Raw genomic sequence first — 19,356 nt, 5'->3', positions numbered from 1 at the left:
ATGTGGCGTTGGTTGCGCTCAACGCACCCAATGCGGCGTTCGGTGCGCTCAGCGCAACCAACGCCGCATTGGGGTGCTTTCAGCAGGGGGTCAGGCGAGGTCGGTGAGCCAGGCCGAGACGGCGTGGGCGGTGGTCGGGGCGTCGGTGTCGATGAGGGTGAAGTGGTGGCCCGGGACGGTGCGGGTGGTGCCCGCGTGGGACCAGGTGGTCTGCCACGTCGTGGCGGCCGGGTCGAAGGGATCCGTGGGCCGCACGAGCAGAGACGGCGTGGCGAGGTCCGCGACGGTGATCTGCGGCAGCAGGTCCATGTAGCGGGCCATCGCCGTGAGCTTCGTGCGGTCGAAGGAACCGTACTGCGATTCGTGGCGCAGCATGCCCTTCGCGAGGTCCGCGGCGGCCTCCTCGCTGGCGCGGACGTCTTCACCCGCACCTTCGTGGATCACGTAGGTGTCCAGGAGCACGGCGCCCGAGGCCGGGGTGCCCGTGCGTTCCAGAGTTTCCGCGACAGCGTGGACGAGGATGCCCGCCGACGAGTAGCCCAGCAGCGCGAACGGACGATCGCCCGCCGCCTTGCGCAGACTCTCCGCGAGGACCTCGACGATCGCCTCCGGGGTCGACGGCAGCGCCTCGCCGGGCAGGAAGCCCGGCATCGGCACCGCGTGCAGCTCGTGGTCGCCGGGGAAGCCGGCGGCGAGCTTCGCGTACTGGTACACCCCGCCCGTCGCGACCGGCGTCGCGAAGCAGAACAGCTGCGTGGCCGCCGAACCCTCCTTCAGCCGCACCGGTGCGGGCAGCCGGTCGACGTCGGCGGGCGAGGTGAACGCGGGACGCAGGTTCGCGACCGCGCCCAGCATGCTCAGCCCGTCCTGCACCCGGCCGGCCCGGACCGCGTCGGCGAAGAGCTCCTGCAGGGAGTCGTCCTGCGCCGGAGCCGCGACCGTGGTGTCCAGTTCGGACAGCAGGTGCGTGGCCAGGCCGGCCGGGGTCTGGTGGTCGAACACCACCGTGGCCGGCAGGCGCAGCCCCGTGTCGTCGTTGAGGCCGTTGCGCAATTCGACGGCCGTGAGCGAGTCGAGACCCGACTCCAGGAAGTGCCGCGACGCGTCGATCGCGGTGCCGCCGGCGTACCCGAGCAGCGCCGCCGTCCGGTCCAGGATCAGGTCCAGCACGGCCCGTTCGCGCTGCAGCGGTTCGAGTCCGGCGAGCCGCCGCTTCAGCCCCTCCGCGTCGCTCGCGACCCGCGACGCCGTGCGCCGTGAAGGCGTGACGAGCGCGCGGAACACCGGCGGCACGTCCTCGGATTCGCCGGCGAGCACCTTCATCGGCACGAGCAGTGCCTCCGGCCGCGCGAGGGCGGCGTCGAACAGCGCCATTCCTTCCTCGGTGGACAGAGGCGAGATTCCGTTGCGCACCAACCGGTCCCGGTCTGCTTCGGAGAGTCCCGCGTCCTCCCACAGACCCCACGCGAGCGACTGCGCGGGCAGCCCGCGGAACCGCCGGTGCGCGGCGAGGCCGTCGAGGAACGTGTTGGCCGCGGCATAGCTGCCCTGGCCCGCGTTGCCGAGCAGCCCGGCGACGGAGGAAAAGAGCACGAACGCCGAGAGATCCAGGCCTTCGGTGAGCCGGTGCAGGTTCAGCGCCGCGTCGGCCTTCGGCCGCAGCACCGCCGAGAGCCGCTCGCGGGTCAGCGACGGCAGTGTCGCGTCGTCGACGACGGCGGCCAGGTGCACCACTGCGGTCAGCGGGTGCTCGGCCGGGATCGCGGCGAGCACGTCGGCCAGCGCGGTTTCGTCGGCGGCGTCGCAGGCCGCGACGGTCACCGAAGCACCCAGCTCGGTCAGCTCGTCGACCAGGCCGGTAGCCGAGCCTCGCCGGCTCACGAGCACCAGCCGCCGCACGCCGTGTTCGGTCACCAGGTGCCGCACGAGCTGCGAACCGATCGCACCGGTCGCCCCGGTGACGAGCGTCGTCCCCTCAGGACCGAACGCGGCCTCCGGCTCGGCCGACGGTGCCGGCCGCGTGAGCCGCCCTGCGTACGCAACGCCCGAGCGGAGCACGAACTGCGGTTCTCCGGAGCCGGGAAGACCCGGTAGCAGCGCCAGCGAAGCCTCGTCGGAGTCGACGAGCACGAACCGGCCCGGGTTCTCCGACTGCGCCACGCGCACCAGGCCCCACAGCGCGGACCCGGCGAGATCCGTGACGTCCTCACCTTCGCGCGCCACCGCGCCCCTCGTGAGCACCACCAGCGTGGCCGCCGCGAACTCCGGCCGGGAAAGCCAGTTCTGCACATCCTCCAGCGCGTCGCCGACAACAGCCGAGGCACGGCGATCGAGCACCACGACGTCCGGCACCGGCCCGGTGGCGAGCACCGCGTCCAGGCTCGGGAACAGCACGGGCACGTCCGCACCACCGGCCACCGGCACGGGCAGCCAAGCCCAGCCGAACAACGACTCCGGCGCCCGCGCGACCGTCGTGCCACCGGCACCCGCCCGCAGCACCAGCGAGTCCACCGACGCGACCGGACGCCCGGTCTGGTCGGCGAGCTCGATCGCCACGGAGTCCGCGCCCAGCGGTGTGATCCGCACCCGCAGCCGGCTCGCGCCCACCGCGTGCAGCCGCACGCCGGTCCACGCGAACGGCAGCCCGCCCTCGACCGTCACGCTCTCGGCGAGCCCGATGGCGTGCAGCGACGCGTCGAGCGCGGCCGGGTGCAACCCGAACCGCTCGGCGGCCGGGTCCTCCAGCACAACCTCCGCGAAGACCTCGTCACCCGACACCCAGGCGGCCGTGAGCCCCTGGAACGCCGGTCCGTAACCCAGGCCCGCGGCCGCGAAGCCTTCGTAGAACCCGTCCAGCTCAACGGGTTCCGCACCCGCCGGCGGCCAGACGGACAGCCCGGCGGGCTCAGCCCCCGTCTCGGGAGCGAGCACCCCGGCGGCGTGGCGCACCCACGGCTGGGCGGCGTCGGCCTGCGAGAACACCGACGCAGGGCGGCGACCCGAGCCGTCCGGCTCGTCCACCACCACCTGCAGCCGCACCTTGCCGAGCTCGGGCAGCACGAGCGGCGCCTCCAGCGTGAGCTCGTCGATCCGCGGACAGCCGGCTTCGTCTCCGGCCCGCACGGCCAGCTCGACGAAAGCCGCGCCCGGGAACAGGATCGCGCCGCCGACGGTGTGGTCGGCCAGCCACGGGTGCGTGTGCACCGACACCTGGCCGGTCAGCACCACCTGCGCGGAACCGGCCACCGTCAGCGACGCGGCCACGAGCGGGTGCTCCGTCGCGTCGAGCCCGGTCGTCACGAGGTCACCGGTGGCGTGCAGGGCCTCCATGTCCACCTCGGGCCAGAACCGCGTGCGGCAGAAGGCGTACGGCGGCAGCTGCACCTGCTCGGCGCCGCGGAACAGCTTGGCGGGCGCGAGACCGAGGCCGTGCGCGAAGAACCGGCCGGCGGCCAGCTGCGCACCGCGCAGCTCGCCCTGGGCCTTGGCGCGCAGCGGGATCACCACGACGTCACGCGGGTCGCCGGCGAGGCAGGTCTGAGTCATCGCGGCGAGCGTGCCGTCGGTGCCCAGCTCCACGTACCGCGCGGCACCGAACTCCTCCAGTGCCCGCACGCCGTCGAGGAACCGCACGGACCGGCGGCAGTTCGCCACCCAGTACTCCGGGTCGCACCAGCGCTCCGGGTCCACGACCGCACCGTCCACGGTGGACACCACGGGGAGCCGGGCCGGCTCGTAGGTGAGCTCTTCGGCGATCTCGCGCAGCTCGTCGAGGATCTCGTCGAGCAGCGGCGAGTGGATGGCCTGGCTGATCGCGAGCCGCTTGGTGCGCCGGCCTTCCGCCTGGAAGTGCTCGGCGATGGCCAGCACGTCGGTTTCGGCACCGGAGACCACGAGCGAGCGCGGGCCGTTGATCGCGGCGATCCCGCACGCCGGGGTGAGCAGCGGCGTCACCTCGGCTTCGTCGGCTTCGACCGCGAACACCGCACCGCCGGAGAGCTCCTGCATGAGCTGCCCCCGGTGCGCGACGAGCTTCGCCGCGTCCTTGAGCGACAGCACGCCGGCCACGTGCGCGGCGGCGATCTCGCCGACGGAGTGGCCCAGCAATACCCCTGGCCGCAGGCCCCACGACTCGACCAGCCGGTAGAGCGCCACCTGCATGGTGAACAGCGCGGCCTGCGTGAACGCCGTGCGGTCGAGCAGCTGCGCGTCGACGGAACCCTCTTCGGCGAACATCACCTCACGCAGCGAGCGGCCGAGGTGGTCGTCGAACAGCACGCTCGCCTGGCTGAACGCATGCTCGAACACCGGGAACGCGGCGCACAGCTCACGGCCCATCCCCGGCCGTTGCGTGCCCTGCCCCGGGAAGAGGAACGCGGTCGCCCCACCGCGGGCGATGCCGCGCACGACGGCCGCCGAGTCCTCCCCCGCGGCGAGCGCGGCGAGGCCCGCCACCAGGTCGGCCCGATTGTCGCCGGCCACGGCCGCGCGGTAGGACAGCGCCGGTTCGCGCACGGCCAGCGAGAACCCGACGTCGAGCGGGTCCAGGTCCGGACACTCTTCAAGGTGTGCCAGCAGAGCGGCAGCCTGCAGCGGCAAGGCTTCCTGCGTGCGCGCGGTGAGCAGCCACGGCGGAAGAGCCGAGCCACGCTCACCGGCGGCCCGCACCGGCTCGGGCTCGGCGACGGGCGGCGCCTGCTCCACGATCACGTGGGCGTTGGTGCCGCTGTACCCGAAGGCCGAAACGGCGGCGCGGCGCGGACGGTCGCGCTCGGGCCACGGGATCGTCTCGGCGAGCAGCCGCACGGTGCCCGGCGACCAGTCGACGTGCGGCGACGGGTCGTCGCCGTGGCGGGTCATCGGCAGCTCGCCGTGACGCATGGCCAGGATCATCTTGATGACCCCGGCCGCACCCGCGGCGGCCTGCGTGTGCCCGATGTTCGACTTCACCGAGCCGAGCCACAGCGGGTCGTCGGCCGAGCGCTCGCGGCCGTAGGTGGCGAGCAGCGCGTTGGCCTCGATCGGGTCGCCCAGCGTGGTGCCGGTGCCGTGGCCCTCCACGACGTCGACGTCCGCGCCGGTCAGCCCCGCGAGCTTGAGCGCGCGGCGGATCACGCGTTCCTGAGAAGGACCGTTGGGCGCGGTGAGGCCGTTGGACGCGCCGTCCTGGTTGACCGCGCTCGCGCGGACCACCGCCAGGACCTCGTGGCCGTTGCGCTGCGCGTCGGCGAGGCGCTCGACCACGAGCAGGCCCACACCCTCGGCCCAGCCCACGCCGTCGGCCGCGGCCGAGAACGCCTTCGTGCGCCCGTCGGAGGCCGTACCGCTGTTGTCGAAGTGCACGAACGGTTCCGGTGAGACGAGCGCGGACACGCCGCCGGCGAGGGCGAGTGAGCAGTCGCCCTGGCGCAGCGCCTGGATCGCGAGGTGCAGGGCCACCAGCGAAGACGAGCACGCGGTGTCGACCGAGACGGCCGGGCCCTCCAGCCCGTAGGTGTAGGCGACGCGGCCCGAGACCACGCTGCCGAGTGCGCCGGAGCCGCGGAACAGGCCGTTGTGCGCGAGCGTGCCGAGCGGGCCCGGGTCGTAGTCCGACTGCATCACGCCGGCGAACACGCCGGTGTCGGTTCCCTTGAGCGCCAACGGGTTGATGCCCGCCGACTCGCACGCTTCCCACACGGCCTCGAGCAGCATGCGCTGCTGCGGGTCCATCATCACGGCTTCGTTGGGGCTGATGCCGAAGAAGCCGGCGTCGAAGTCGGTGGCGTCGGTGACGAAGCCGCCGTTGGGCTCCTTGCCCGCGGCCGCCGACATCCCGAGCCAGTAGTCGAGGTCCCACGCGCGGTCCTCGGGGAAGCGCGACGTGCCGTCGCCACCGTTCGCGACGAGCTGCCAGAAGTCCTCGGGTGTGCGCACGCCGCCGGGGAAGCGGCAGGCCATGCCGACGATGGCGATGGGTTCGTCGGCACCGACGGCGACTACGGTCTGCTCGGACTCGGCAGCGTCGCTGAGGTCGCCGAGCAGTGATTCGTGCAGGTGCGCGGCCAGATCGCCCGCGGTCGGGTAGTCGAAGACGAGCGTGGCCGTGAGGCTCAGCCCGGTGGCTTCGTTGAGTGTGTTGCGCAGCTCGACCGCGGTGAGCGAGTCGAACCCGAGGTCCTTGAACGCGCGGTCGGCGTCGACGACGTCGGCCGAACCGTGCCCGAGCACCGCGGCCGCGTGGGCGATGACCAGCTCACGCAGGTGGTCGAGCCGCTTGTCCGCGGGCAGCCGGATCAGCTTGCCCAGCAGGGAGTCCGCGCCCGCCTCGCGGTCGGAGACCGTGCGCCGCGCCGCCGGGACGAGGCCGCGCAGGAGGTCGGGCACGCCGCCGGCTTCGCGCCACGCGGGCAGGTCGAGCTTGATCGGCACGAACACGTCGCCGGCCGAGCCGACGGCCGCGTCGAAGAGCGCGAGGCCGTCGGCCGCCGTGAACGCGCCGAGGCCGTGTCTGCCCTGCTTGCCGTGCGTCTCGCCGGCCATGCCCGCGGCCGACTCCCACATGCCCCAGGCCAGCGAGTGTGCCGGCTTGCCTTCGGCGCGGCGGTGGGCGGCGAGGGCGTCGAGGAAGGCGTTGGCGGCGGCGTAGTTGGCCTGGCCGGGTGCGCCGAGCACGCCGGCGGCCGAGGAGAACGTGATGAACGCGGCGACGTCGCCGGCCAGCTCGTGCAGGTGCCAGGCGGCGAGAGCCTTGGGGTCGAAGACACCGTCGATGCGCTCGGGCGTGAGCGAGGGCAGCACGCCGTCGTCGAGGACGCCGGCCGCGTGGACCACGGCGTGGACCGGGTGCTTCTTCAGCAGCCGCTTCACGGCGGCCGCGCTGGCGAGGTCGCACGCGGCCACGGTGGCCTCGGCACCGAGCTCGGCCAGCCGCGCGACCAGCTCGGCAACACCCGGCGCCTTCTTGCCGCGGCGGCTGACCAGCAGGAGCTTCTTCGCGCCCTGTTGAGCCAGGTGCGTCGCGACGATCCGGCCCAGCGCGCCGGTGCCGCCGGTGAGCAGCACCGTCCCGGCTGCCCAGTCCACGGGTTCGGCCGGCTCCGGCACCGCGCGGGCCAGCCGCGGCACGCGCACGTCGTCGCCGGACACGCGCACGGCCGTCTCGTCGGCCACCGCGATCGCGGCGAGCTGCTCCGGGGTGGGCTCGCCTTCGACCAGCACGATCCGGCCGGGGTTCTCGACCTGCGCCGAGCGGACGAGGCCGGCGACCGCGGCACCAGCGAGGTCGCCGCGAGTCACCACGACCAGCTTGTCCTCGGCCGTCGACTGCAGCGCCATCAGTGCATTGTGGACAGCCGTCCGGGCGCTCTCCGCGTCGTTGCCGGTGCCGGCTTCGTACACGGTGTAGTCGGTGCTGCTCGCTTCGGGCAGCGTTGTGGAGACCCAGTCGAGCGCGTACAGCGAGTCGGTGCTGCTCGGCGTCGAGCGCGCGGCCGCGAGCTGCTCCTCGCTGATCCTGCGCAGCGTCAGGCCGCCGACGCGGGCGACCGGCGCGCCGCTGGTGTCCGCGAGCCGGAGCTCCACGGTCTGCTCGCCCGTCGGGTGGACCTGCACCCGCAGCGCCGAGGCGCCGGCGGCGTGAAGCTCCACATCGGACCACGCGTACGGCAGCGTCGTGCCTTCACCGGCCGCGCTGCTGAGGCCCACGGCGTGCAGGGTCGCGTCGAACGCCGCGGGGTGCAGGCCGAACGCCTCCGCGCTCATGCGGTCCTGCTCGGGCAGCGCGACCTCGGCGAAGACGTCGTCACCACTGCGCCACGCGGCACGCAGGCCACGGAAGACGGGGCCGTAGGCCATGCCGTGGTCGGCGAGCAGGTCGTACATCCCGTCGAGGTCGATCACCTCGGCGCCGGCCGGCGGCCACGCGCTGAGATCGAACGCGGCGCCTGCGGAACTCGGAGCGAGCGTGCCGTCGGCGTGGCGGGTCCACGCGCTGGCCGTGGACAGGTCGTCGGGTCGCGAGTGGACACTGATCGGGCGCGTACCGTCGGCGTCAGGAGCGCCGACGCGGATCTGGATCCGAGCGGCGCCCTTCTCCGGCAGGACGAGCGGCGCGTGCAGCGTGAGGTCCCGGACACGGCCGCAGCCGACCTCGTCGCCCGCGCGCACGGCGAGCTCCACGAAAGCCGTGCCGGGCAACAGGATCGCGCCGCCGACGACGTGGTCGTTCAGCCACGGGTGGGTGGTCGCCGAGATCCGGCCGGACAGGACGAGGCCTTCGGCGTCGGCGAGCAGCGTCGCCGCGCCCAGCAGCGGGTGGTCGACCGGGTCGAGGCCCATCGACGTCACGTCACCGGAGTCGGACGAGACCTCCAGCCAGTAGCGCTGGTGCTGGAAGACGTAGGTGGGCAGGTCGGCGCGCTCCGCGCCGCGAGCGGCGAAGTGTGCAGCCCAGTCGAGCGAGATCCCGCGGACGTGCAGGGTCGCGAGCGCCGTGACCAACGCGACGTCCTCGGCGACGTCCCGACGCTGCGCGGCCACCGCGACGGAACTGTCCGAAGAGGACTGCGGCACGACGGCCGTCAGCGGCGCGTCCGGGCCCAGCTCCAGGAACCGGTTCACGCCCTCGGCCGACAGCGCGCGCACGGCGTCGGCGAACAGCACCGGCCGGCGCACGTTACGCACCCAGTACTCGGGATCCGTCAGCTCGGCGAAGACCTCACCGCCGGTGACGCTGGAAATGACCGACAGCGTGGGCTCGGTGTAGGTGATGCTCCGGGCCACCGCGCGGAACTCGGCCAGCATCGGCTCCATCAGCCGCGAGTGGAACGCGTGCGACACCTTCAGCTTCGTCGTGCGACGCCCGGCGAACTTCTCCGCCACGGCGAGCACGGCATCCTCCGCCCCGGAGATGACCACGGACCGCGGCCCGTTCACCGCGGCGACGTCGACCGCCCCTTCGGGATCGTGCTCCGCGACCTCGTCGGCCGTGCCTTCGATCGCCACCATCGCGCCGCCGGCGGGCAGCGCCTGCATCAGCTTGCCCCGTGCGGCGACGAGCTTCGCCGCGTCGGCCAGCGAGAACACGCCGGCGCAGTGGGCGGCCGCCAGCTCGCCGATCGAGTGCCCGCACACCGCGTACGGCGCCAGACCCCACGACTCGACCAGCCGGAACAACGCGACCTCGAACGCGAACAGCGCGGCCTGCGTGTACCCCGTCTGTGCCAACGCGTCCGCGTCACCGGCCACGACCTCGCGGATCGGCCGGTTCAGGTGCCGGTCCAGCTCCTCGCACGCGGCGGCGTAAGCCTCGGCGAACACGGGGAACTTCGCGGCAAGCTCAGCGCCCATGCCGACGCGCTGCGAACCCTGACCTGAGAACAGGAACCCGAGCGTCGCCTCACCCCGCGCCAGACCGCTGACGCCACCGAGCTCGCCGTTCGCCAGCGCGGTCAACGCCGCCAGCAGCTCGTCGGCCGTGTGCCCGATCACAGCGGCGCGGTGGTCGAGGTGCGTCCGGCCGACGGCCAGCGTGCGCGCCGCATCTAACGGCAACGCGAGGTTCTCCACGAGGTGCTCCGCCAGCCGCGTGGCCTGATCCCGCAGCGACTGCGGCGTGCGCCCAGACAGCACGAACGGCACCGCCGCGTCATCACGCGAAGGCCCGTCGGCGGCTTCGGGCTCCGGCGCCTCTTCGAGGATCACGTGTGCGTTGGTGCCACTCAGTCCGAAGCACGACACCGCACCCCGACGCGGCCGGTCCCCTCGCTCCCACGGCCGAGATTCGGTCAGCAGCTCGACGCGCCCGGCACTCCAGTCGACGTGCCGGGTCGGTTTGTCGACGTGCAGCGTCTTCGGCAGCACGCCGTTGTTCATCGCCAGCACCAGCTTCAGCACCCCGGCGACACCGGAAGCGGCCTGCGTGTGCCCGACGTTCGACTTGATCGATCCCAGCCACAGCGGCTCGGAGCGGTCCTGGCCGTAGGTCGCGAGCAGCGCCTGCGCCTCGATGGGGTCACCGAGCTTGGTGGCCGTGCCATGCGCCTCGACCACGTCGACCTCGTCGGGGCTCACCCGCGCGTTGGCCAGAGCCTGGCGGATCACGCGCTGCTGGGCCGGGCCGTTGGGCGCGGTCATGCCATTGGAGGCGCCGTCCTGGTTGATCGCGGTGCCGCGCACGATGGCAAGCACGGGGTGGCCGTTGCGGCGCGCGTCGGAGAGCTTCTCGACGAGCAGCATGCCGCAGCCCTCGGACCAGCCGGTGCCGTCGGCGGAGTCGGCGAACGTGCGGCAGCGCGCGCTGCGGGCGAGCGTGCCGTCGAGCGAGAACTCCACGAAGGTGCGCGGCGTCGACATCACCGAAACGCCGCCGGCCAGCGCGAGCGAGCACTCGCCGCTGCGCAGGGCCTGAACCGCGAGGTGCAGCGCGACGAGCGAGGACGAGCACGCGGTGTCGATCGTGACCGCGGGTCCTTCGAGCCCGAAGGTGTAGGCCAAGCGCCCGGAGATCACGCCCGACGAGCCGTAGCTGCCCTGGTAGTTGTGGTACATCGTGCCGGCGAACACGCCCGTGGGGCTGCCCTTCACCGAGTGCGGCGCGATGCCGGCGCGTTCGAAGGCCTCCCACGACGTCTCGAGCAGCAGCCGCTGCTGCGGGTCCATCAGCAGGGCCTCACGCGGGCTGATGCCGAAGAGATCGGCGTCGAAGTCCAGCGCGTCGTGCAGGAATCCGCCTTCGCGCACGTAGCTGGAGCCCGGGCGTTCGCCGCTGGGGTCGTAGAGGCGCTCGAGGTCCCAGCCGCGGTCGGCCGGGAACTCGCCGATGGCGTCGACGCCGCCGGCCAGCAGCCGCCACAACTCCTCCGGGGTGTCGGCGCCGCCCGGGAGCCGGCAGGTCATGCCGATGATCGCGATCGGCTCGCGCGCGGCCTCGGTGAGCCGGCGGTTCTTCTCGCGCAGCCGCTCGGTTTCCTTCACCGAGGCTCGGAGCGCACCGACCAGTTTTTCTTCGGAGTTGCCCACGTGTCCTCGTTCCTTCCCGGTGACGCTGTGTTGTTTGGTACCGATCCGGCCACAGTCACAGCGGGAACAGTTGCCCGATGCGGCAACGCCCGGCCGAGTCCCCGCCCACTTTTGGCCGGATCGGTAAGGCCAGACAGGCCGACGATAGAAGCGCCAGCGCGGCCGGACCCACCCCTAAGAGCCCCTGCACCAGGCTCTCCGCCGGGCACCAAGGTCCGCTTTAGACGGTCTTTAGGGGTTGTCGGTCGCGGCGGCCGGGTGACAGATTTCCCCACGTTCACAGCAATTCTCTCGCTCGTTTTCGCCCGAGGTTCGCCCGCTGGACTGAGACTGGGGATCGGTTATGCACAGGAAGATTCGGAAGCTTCTGGTCGTGGGGGCCCACGGCGACGACGAGACGCTCGGCGCCGGCGGCACCATCGCCCGCCTCGCCGACGAAGGCGTCGTCGTGTCGCTCTGCATCCTGACCAACGACGACGGTTCGCGGTCGGTGAGCGGCACCGGTGTCGTCGACCGCACCGCCGCGATCGAGCTGGCCGCGAAGACGCTCGGCATCGAGCGCGTGAGCATCCACGAGTTCGGCGACAACCGCCTCGACACCGAACGGCACCTGGACCTCAACCGCGTCGTCGAGCAGGAGGTCCGGGAGTTCGAGCCGGACACGGTGTTCGCCACCAGCATGTGCGACCTGTCCACCGACCACGCGCTGGTCAGCCGCGCGGCTCGCGTCGCGGGCCGGCCGGGCCGCGGCCCGGTCAAGGAGGTCCGCACGTTCGAGATCCGCTCCGCCACCGATGTCGGAGAAGCTTCGGGGCTGCCCAACGCGTTCCGCCCGAACTACTGGCAGCTACTCGACGAGTCGCACCTCGACCGCAAGATCGACGCGCTGCGCGCCTACGGCAAGGAGCTCGAGCCGTGGCCCAGCCCCCGCAGCGAACGCGGCGTACGCGCCCTGGCCGAATACCGCGGCTCGCAGGTCTCGGCGGGGCTCGCCGAGGCGTTCGAAATCGTGCGGATCGTGCATTGAGCGCGTTTTCCCCAGCTTTCTTTCCTGCCTTTACCCTGCCCTGCAAGAAACGGGTGACGAGAAATGACCACAACTGTCGCTGAATTCCGGACCACCTCCGATCTCACCAAACTGACGTCGGTCGCCGTGATCGGCATGGGTTACGTCGGGCTGCCGACGGCGCTCGGCCTGCACGCCGGCGGCGTCGAGGTGATCGGCATCGACCTGTCGCAGAACCGCCTCGACGCCATCCGCTCGTGCGAGGTCGACCTCATCGAGTCCGACCACCGCCGGCTCGAGAAGGCCGTGCACCAGGAGGACTTCCAGCTCACCGCCGACTCCGCGCGCATGGCGGAGGCCGACGCGGTGCTGGTGTGCGTGCCGACCGGGCTCGACGAGTACCTGATGCCCGACCTTGGCCCGCTGGAGAGCGCGTGCGCCGCCCTGATCTCCCACGCGCGGCCCGGCCAGACGCTGATCCTCACCTCGACCAGCTACGTCGGCACGGCGGAGCGGCTGCTGGTGAAGCCGTTGACCGCCAAGGGCTTCACGGTCGGTCGTGACATCTTCGTCGCGTCCAGCCCCGAGCGCATCGACCCCGGCAACGTCACGCACACGCAGGCCGAGACGCCGCGCGTGCTGGGCGGGGTCACGCCGGTGTGCACCGCGATGGCGCAGCGCGTGATCAACGTGCTGACCCCGGCCGTGCACTGCGTCAGCTCGCCGGAGACGGCCGAGATGACCAAGCTGTTCGAGAACACCTTCCGCGCGGTGAACATCGCGCTGGCCAACGAGTTCGCGGAGATCAGCGACGGCTTCGCCATCGACCCCATCGAGGTCATCGACGCGGCCGCCAGCAAGCCCTACGGGTTCATGGCCTTCCACCCCGGCCCCGGCGTCGGCGGCCACTGCATCCCGTGCGACCCGCACTACCTGCTGTGGCAGCTGCGCGCGACGCAGAGCAACGCGCCGCTCGTCACGCAGGCCATGCACGCGATCGCCGAGCGCCCGAAGCAGGTCGTGGACCGCGTGCTCAACACGCTTTCCCGCGACGGCAAGGGCATGTCCGGCACCCGCGTGCTCGTCGTCGGCGTGACCTACAAGCCGGGTGTGCAGGACGTGCGCTCGTCGTCCGCGCTCGACATCCTGGACCTGCTGGCCGCGAAGGGCGCCAAGGTCGGCTACCACGACCCGCTCGTTCCGAACGTCCGCGTGACGGGCGGGTCGCTCGACAACGTCATCGACCCGAACGGCGGCGACTGGGACGTCGCCCTGATCCACACGATCCAGCCCGGGCACTCCTACGAGTGGCTCGCCCAGTGCGGCACCGTAATCGACGCCACCTACCGCTTCGACCGCACGCTGTTCGCGAACTGAGAGGACTCCTGACGTGCGTTACCTGATCACCGGCGGCGCCGGCTTCATCGGCTCCCACCTCACCGAGCACCTGCTGGCCCGCGGCGACGAGGTCGTCGCCCTGGACAACCTCAGCACCGGCACCCTCGACAACCTCACCGCCGTGGCCGGGCACCCCGGCTTCCGCTTCGTCCGCGGCTCCGTGACCGACCCGTCGGCCGTCGAATCGTGCATGGCCGGCGTCGACGCGGTGTTCCACCTCGCCGCCGCGGTCGGCGTGTTCACCATCCTCGACAAGACGCTCGAGAGCCTGCGCACCAACCTGCACGGCACCGAGAACCTGCTCGACGCCGCGCTGCGCCACGACGTCCCGATCCTCGTGACGTCCACGAGCGAGATCTACGGCAAGAACACCGCCGACGGACTGTCCGAAGAGGACGACCGCATCATCGGCTCGCCGCTGAAGAACCGCTGGTCCTACGCCGAAGCCAAGGCGCTGGACGAGACGTTCGCGTACCTGTACGCCAAGGAGCACGGCCTGCGCACGGTGATCGTGCGCCCGTTCAACACCGTCGGCCCGCGCCAGACCGGCCGCTACGGCATGGTCATCCCGCGCTTCGTCACGCAGGCCCTGGCCGGCGAGCCCATCACCGTCTTCGGCGACGGCCAGCAGACCCGCTGCTTCTGCCACGTGCACGACGTCGTGCCCGCCCTGATCGACCTGCTCGCCGACGAGACCGCGTACGGCAAGGTGTTCAACCTCGGCAGCAACGAGCAGACCACCATCGCGCAGCTGGCCGAACGCGTGATCTCCGCGACGGGCTCGACGAGCACCATCGCGAAGGTCCCGTACGAGCAGGCCTACGGCGAGGGTTACGAGGACATGCAGCGCCGCATCCCCGACTGCACCCGCGCGTACAACCAGATCGGTTTCGTCCCCACCCGCACGCTGGACGACATCATCGCCGCGGTTGTCGCCGACCGCACTGCTTGACCCACGTCGTCACGCCACTCACCAGCACCGAAGGCCACCAGGTTCCGCACCTGGTGGCCTTCGTCGCGTTCACGTGCGCGACGTCAGGCAAACGCGAGCGGGGCGCCGAGCGCCACCCGGCCCGAGGTGAGTACCCGGGCGAGCGCGCCGAGGCGGTTGTCGTGCACGGCGGCGATCGTCTTGAGCACCTGGGAGGATCGCGGCAGGTCGGGCTGGGCCTCGTCGACCATGACGCAGCGTTCGCTGGAGCGGACGAACTCGATCAGCGTTCCTCCGCCGAGCACGGCGGTTTTGCCGAGCCACTCGTCCTCGACGAAGGGCGCGGTACCGGGCGGAGTGCGCACCAGGATGTTCGGCCTGAACCTGCGCTCGTCGACGGCCACACCCGGCAGAGCCCGTCGGGCCCAGTCGAGGGTCGCCGTCGTCAGCACGCTCAGCGGCAACTCATCGAAATGCGACACTTCCCCCTCCCGTGCCAGCACCACGTCGTCACGGCGCAGGTACGCCCGCAGAAACGCTTCGCTGTCGGTCACCGGCTGTCCGGCCGGGTCGAGCGGGCGCGGTTCGCCCAGCCCCTCCGGACAACGGGAACCCAGCAGGAGCAGCCCCGGCATGCGGCGGAACCGGCGGGTGTTCTTGCCCGACCCGAACTTCCCGTCGGCGTCCCGCACGGCCCACCCGCGGTCACCCGCGAATCCTCGTGACTCGACCACGACGTGGTCCAGCCGCTCCCCTCCGGTGGACTTGATCGGATACCGCCACAGCCGCTCGACCACTCCCAGCACCGCCTCACCCTATCCGGCCGAGGCCCGCTCACCCCCACGTGAAGTTCAGGCCACCGCCGGCCCGAGCTTGAGGTACACGGCCGTGAGGTGGTCGGCCACCGCGTTCGCGGAGACTCCCAGCAGCTGGGCGATCGCGGGGACACTCGTGCCGTGCGCGGCAAGGTCCGCCACCAGCAGCTCGATCTCGGTCAGCACCACCGGATCCCTCACTGCCCGCTGTCGGCGCCGGCGAGCTCGCCGGCCAGTGCGGCGCGCCCGGCGACGCCCAGTTTGCGGTAGACCCGGGTCAGGTGCTGCTCGACCGTGCTCACGGTGATGTAGAGCGTCTCCGCGATCTGCCGGTTGGTGCGCCCGTGGGCCGCCAGCTCGGCAACGCGCAGCTCGGCTTCGCTGAGCGTCGTCTGCGCGGGCGTCACCTCCGTGCGCGGGGCGACGGGCCGGGGCGGCACGGGTCTCGACGTCACCGCCCGCGTGGCCTGGCGCGGCACGTGCACCGGCTTGACCAGGCCCGCGGAGCGTTCCGCGCGCTGGCCGAGCTGGTTGAGCGCCCGCGTGGTGCGGGCCAGCTCCAGCCGGTCGCCCGAAGCCTTGAACGCTTCGGCGGCCCGGTTGAGCAGCCCCGCCCGGCCGGCGGAATCACCGGCGAAAGCCAGTACCCGCAAGGCCGAACCGCGCGAGTACGCGTCGGTCGGCGCCGCGCTCGCGAGCTGCTGCATGGCAAGCTCGACGGCGAGCGTCGGGTTGCCCAGCTTCAGGTTGGCCTCGGCGAGGTCGGTGCGCCACGGCACGACCGTCGGCAGGTCGAGCTCCTGCTCACGCAGGATCCGTTGGCACTGCTGGAAATCACTGACCGCGGCCAGACCGCGGTTGGTGGCCAGGTGGAACTGGCCACGGGCCCGCAGGTAACGCACGCCGCCGAGCGTGGTGAACACCGCCTCCGGCAACGGCTGCCGAAGCACGGCCGCAGCGGCCTTGAACGCGCCGGCCGCGGTGTGCGCCGAGAGCAGCGTGGCGAGCGGGTAGCTGATCGCGACGCCCCAGTTGGGCGCGTCGAGCAGGGCCAGCGCCCGGTTCGCCCGGTCCGTCGCCGCGGCGACGTCACCCCGGCGCAGCACCAGGCTCGCGCCGAGCGCGTCGAGCATCGCCTTCCACGTCACCGCACCGCGGTATTCGGCCTCTTCGCTCAGCGACGTGCACCAGCCTTCGGCGCGGTCGGCTTTGTCGGCATAGGCGAGCGCGACGATCGCGGTGCCCAGCGCTTCGAGCGAAGTGTCCGAAAGCCGGCAGTTCTGCAAGATCTGCTCCGCGCACGCCGACGTCGCCTCGGTCGCGCCCGTGTGCCACACGGAGGCGAGCGTGTTCGCGGTGTGCAGCCACGGGTCGTCGGCGCTCGGGGCCGCCGGGGCGACGCCGTAGTGCCAGTGCCCGGCCAACGTCAGCTCGGCGGCCGTGCGCGGGTCGAGCGGTTCGACGTCGGCGTCGAGGGCCGCGAAGGCGCCCTCGAAGGTGTCCCGCTCACCGAACCACAGCGACTGCCGCGCGAGCGCGATCCGGTCGGACAGGTCGAGCGCGTCGCCCGCCGCGCGCAGTGAAGCCAGATGCGGCGCCGCCGCGGCCGGGTTGACGCGCCAGGTGATCTTCGCGAGCAGCTGGGAAATCGTCTGCTGCTCCCACGCGGCGGTGGTCACGGACGCCGCGAGCTTGAGGCAGCGGGTCGCGAACTCGACGTCGTCGCCGAGCATCACCTGCTCCGCCGCTTCCACCAGCACCGGCAGCGCCCACTCGGGTTTCGCCTCGTCGGCGGCCACGAGGTGGCGGGCGACGTCGGCGGCCGGCAGGCCCCGGGCGTGCTTCACCTCGGCGGCGCGGGCATGCAGCCGCACCTTCTCCGAGCCGCGCAGCCCGCCGACCACGGCGGCCGCGGCCGGCTGCTGCCGGAACCGCACACCGGCGACCAGGCCCGATTCGGCCAGCAGCCCTGCTGACGTCTCGGCGTCGAGCGGGTCCACGCCGGCGACGGTGGCCACGGCTTCGGTGGTGACGTCGGTGTCCAGCACCGCGATCGCGGTCGCGACCTCACGCATCGGTGAGCCGTAGCGGTGCAGCAGCCGTTGCACGGCCTCGGAGTAGGCCGAGCCGGAGTCGGTGCTGCTGCGGAACGCGTCCACGAGCGCGGTGACCAGCAACGGGTTGCCCGCGCTGAGCTCGTGGATCTGCTCGGGCAGCCCGTCATGCGCACGGGGTCCGTCTTCCGACACGAGTTCCGCGATCGCCGCGATCGACAGCGGTGTCAGCTGCACGTGGCGGTGCGGTTGCGACGCGAACTCGAGGCCGCCGTCGGCGTACCACGTGTCCGGCTGCGTCAGCACCAGCAGCAAAGCGGCCGAACGGGTGCGCCGCTGCAACCTCAGCAGCAGCCGTGCCGACGTCTCGTCCACGTGGTGGAGGTCGTCGACGGCCACCAGCACCGGCCGTTCGCGGGCCACGCTGTGCAGCGCGCCGCACAGCTCGGTGATCTTGTCTTGTTGTCGTGCCACGGCTTTCGGCAGCGCGGGACCGGCCAGCAGCTGGTCGATCACGCCGCCGTCCACCTCACGCTCGTCGGCCGCGCCGGTCGCGGTGAGCGTGAGGATGCCCAGCTCCTTCGCCCGTGCCACCACCTGGTTCAGCACCTGTGTCTTGCCGCTGGCCGGACCGCCGCCCACCAGCACGGTCTCCCCCGCACCGGCGTCGCATTCGATCAGCAGGCCTTCCAGAAACCCCACTGCCTCCTGCGGATCGGTTCGGCGGTTCTGCCCCCAGTTCACGCCCATCGCAAGCTCCTCGACCCACTGGTCATCTTCCTGCGACTCCGAGACTCGCAGTGACCCCCTAAGGGCAACCAACCCCGATCTAAAGTCACCCGAAGGGGTGATCACGTCACGTTCTGTTGCTGCGGGTTTCCTTGCCCCCCAACCACTTCCCGGGGCGGTAGGGGTTGCCCGCGCGCGCACCGGCCCGAACACTTCCTGAACTGTGACTGCCGTGAACGAAAGAACCAGTCGTTGGGTCCGGCGCTTCCACCCGGTCGAGGACGCTCGGGTGCGGCTGGTGTGCCTGCCGCACGCCGGCGGCTCGGCGACCGCCTACTTCCCGTTCTCCCGCGCGGCCATCGCGGCCGGGCTGCCCGCCGATGTCGTCGCCGTGCAGTACCCCGGCCGCCAGGACCGCCGTGGCGAACGCTGTTTCGACGACCTGGCCGCCATGGCCGACGCGCTCGCCGACGACCTCGGCCCGTGGTTCGACCGGCCCGTGGCGCTGTTCGGCCACAGCATGGGCGCGACGCTGGGCTACGAGGTCGCCCGGCGGCTCGAGGCCCGCGGCGCGGAGCTGATCGGCCTGTTCGCCTCGGCCTGCCGCGCCCCTTCGGCCCAGCGCATCGAGTACGTGCACCAGCGCGACGACGACGGCCTCATCGCCGCATTGAAGGAGCTCAGCGGCACCGACACCGCGGTGCTGGGCGACGACGAGCTGCTCCGCATGGTGCTGCCCGCCGTCCGCGGCGACTACACGGCCGTGGAGACCTACCGCCACGACGCCGGTGCCGAGCTGCGATGCCCCATCCACGTTCTCGTCGGCGACACCGACCCGGTGACCGACCTCGACGAGGCCGGCGCCTGGCGCGCCCACACCACCGCGAGCTGCGACGTCGCCGTGTTCCCGGGCGGGCACTTCTACCTCAACAGCCAGCTCGACGGCGTCGTGGGCTCGGTCGCCACGACCTTGGCTCGGTGGCAGCGCGCAACCCCGGATCGGGCGCCGCGGTAGGGGTGGGTAAACCCCACCTGACGTTCAGGTGCCGACCCCATGGTCCGGCAGGCCCGGTTCCGCGAAACTAGGTACATCAAGAAAACACCCGGAACCACTTCCCTCGGAGGTAGTCATGATGGCCATCCAGACCGCTCCCGGCGTCACCCAGCGGATGCTCCCCAACGGCCACCTCGAGCTCACCTGCCGCGCCACCCGCCGCCAGATCGAGTGCGAGCCCGTCGCCGCGGCGATGTGGATCGCGCTGAAGCAGCAGAACGGTGACGTCGACCGCGCCGCGGCCGTCCTGTCCGCCCTGTGGGGCACCGACGAGGAGGACACGCGCTACGACATCATCGCGCTGGCCGGCTCGCTGTGCTCCCTCGGCCTGCTCACCGAGGCCTGATCACCGAGGCCTCAGCACCAGG

At 72.0% G+C, this 19,356-nt stretch carries 9 protein-coding genes; 5 read left to right on the top strand and 4 right to left on the bottom strand.

Annotation, left to right across the window (positions count from 1 at the left end):
- Positions 1–90: 90 nt before the first annotated feature.
- Positions 91–11,001 carry a type I polyketide synthase gene (locus ABZU76_RS20730; protein ID WP_354871823.1) on the bottom strand — a complete coding sequence of 3,637 codons (10,911 nt, stop codon included), beginning with the start codon at positions 10,999–11,001 and terminating at the stop codon, positions 91–93.
- A 343-nt stretch (positions 11,002–11,344) separates the two neighbouring features.
- Between ABZU76_RS20730 and ABZU76_RS20725 the strand changes: the two genes are divergently transcribed.
- From ABZU76_RS20725 to ABZU76_RS20715, 3 genes are all read left to right on the top strand, one after another.
- The gene (locus tag ABZU76_RS20725; RefSeq protein WP_354871821.1) at positions 11,345–12,028 is read left to right on the top strand and encodes a PIG-L family deacetylase; all 684 of its coding nucleotides are present in this window, start codon (positions 11,345–11,347) and stop codon (positions 12,026–12,028) included.
- A 63-nt stretch (positions 12,029–12,091) separates the two neighbouring features.
- A complete protein-coding gene (locus tag ABZU76_RS20720) occupies positions 12,092–13,384 on the top strand; it encodes a nucleotide sugar dehydrogenase (RefSeq protein WP_354871819.1) in 1,293 nt (430 codons plus the stop codon).
- A 13-nt stretch (positions 13,385–13,397) separates the two neighbouring features.
- Entirely contained in the window at positions 13,398–14,357 is a 960-nt protein-coding gene (locus ABZU76_RS20715) for an NAD-dependent epimerase/dehydratase family protein (RefSeq protein ID WP_354871816.1), read from the top strand.
- An 83-nt stretch (positions 14,358–14,440) separates the two neighbouring features.
- Here ABZU76_RS20715 and ABZU76_RS20710 read toward each other — a convergent pair whose 3' ends face one another.
- Genes ABZU76_RS20710 through ABZU76_RS20700 form a run of 3 tightly spaced genes read right to left on the bottom strand, consistent with a single transcriptional unit; the run spans position 14,441 to position 17,955 of the window.
- On the bottom strand, positions 14,441–15,142 hold the full coding sequence (locus ABZU76_RS20710) for an MOSC N-terminal beta barrel domain-containing protein (protein WP_354871814.1): 702 nt from the start codon (positions 15,140–15,142) through the stop codon (positions 14,441–14,443).
- Between the two features lie 45 nt (positions 15,143–15,187).
- Positions 15,188–15,337 (bottom strand): LuxR C-terminal-related transcriptional regulator, encoded by a 150-nt coding sequence (locus ABZU76_RS20705; protein ID WP_354871812.1) that lies wholly within the window; start codon positions 15,335–15,337, stop codon positions 15,188–15,190.
- Positions 15,338–15,348: 11 nt separating this feature from the next.
- Entirely contained in the window at positions 15,349–17,955 is a 2,607-nt protein-coding gene (locus tag ABZU76_RS20700) for a LuxR C-terminal-related transcriptional regulator (RefSeq protein WP_354871810.1), read from the bottom strand.
- Positions 17,956–18,166: 211 nt separating this feature from the next.
- Here ABZU76_RS20700 and ABZU76_RS20695 point away from each other — a divergent pair, with 211 nt between their 5' ends.
- Together ABZU76_RS20695 and ABZU76_RS20690 are read left to right on the top strand one after the other, a co-directional pair.
- Complete coding sequence (locus ABZU76_RS20695) at positions 18,167–18,949, top strand: alpha/beta fold hydrolase (RefSeq protein ID WP_354871808.1); 783 nt, start codon at positions 18,167–18,169, stop codon at positions 18,947–18,949.
- A gap of 118 nt (positions 18,950–19,067) precedes the next feature.
- A complete protein-coding gene (locus ABZU76_RS20690) occupies positions 19,068–19,334 on the top strand; it encodes a hypothetical protein (RefSeq protein ID WP_255638370.1) in 267 nt (88 codons plus the stop codon).
- Positions 19,335–19,356 lie beyond the last annotated feature (22 nt).

The sequence above is a fragment of the Amycolatopsis sp. NPDC005232 genome (assembly GCF_040607795.1).
Classification (GTDB): Bacteria; Actinomycetota; Actinomycetes; order Mycobacteriales; family Pseudonocardiaceae; genus Amycolatopsis.
This window is presented reverse-complemented; position numbering and strand designations above follow the sequence as displayed.

Coding starts and splice junctions, on each gene's coding strand:
- ABZU76_RS20700 (WP_354871810.1), bottom strand. CDS start 17,955: ATGGGCGTGAACTGGGGGCAGAACCGCCGAACCGATCCGCAGGAGGCA.
- ABZU76_RS20725 (WP_354871821.1), top strand. CDS start 11,345: ATGCACAGGAAGATTCGGAAGCTTCTGGTCGTGGGGGCCCACGGCGAC.
- ABZU76_RS20690 (WP_255638370.1), top strand. CDS start 19,068: ATGGCCATCCAGACCGCTCCCGGCGTCACCCAGCGGATGCTCCCCAAC.
- ABZU76_RS20720 (WP_354871819.1), top strand. CDS start 12,092: ATGACCACAACTGTCGCTGAATTCCGGACCACCTCCGATCTCACCAAA.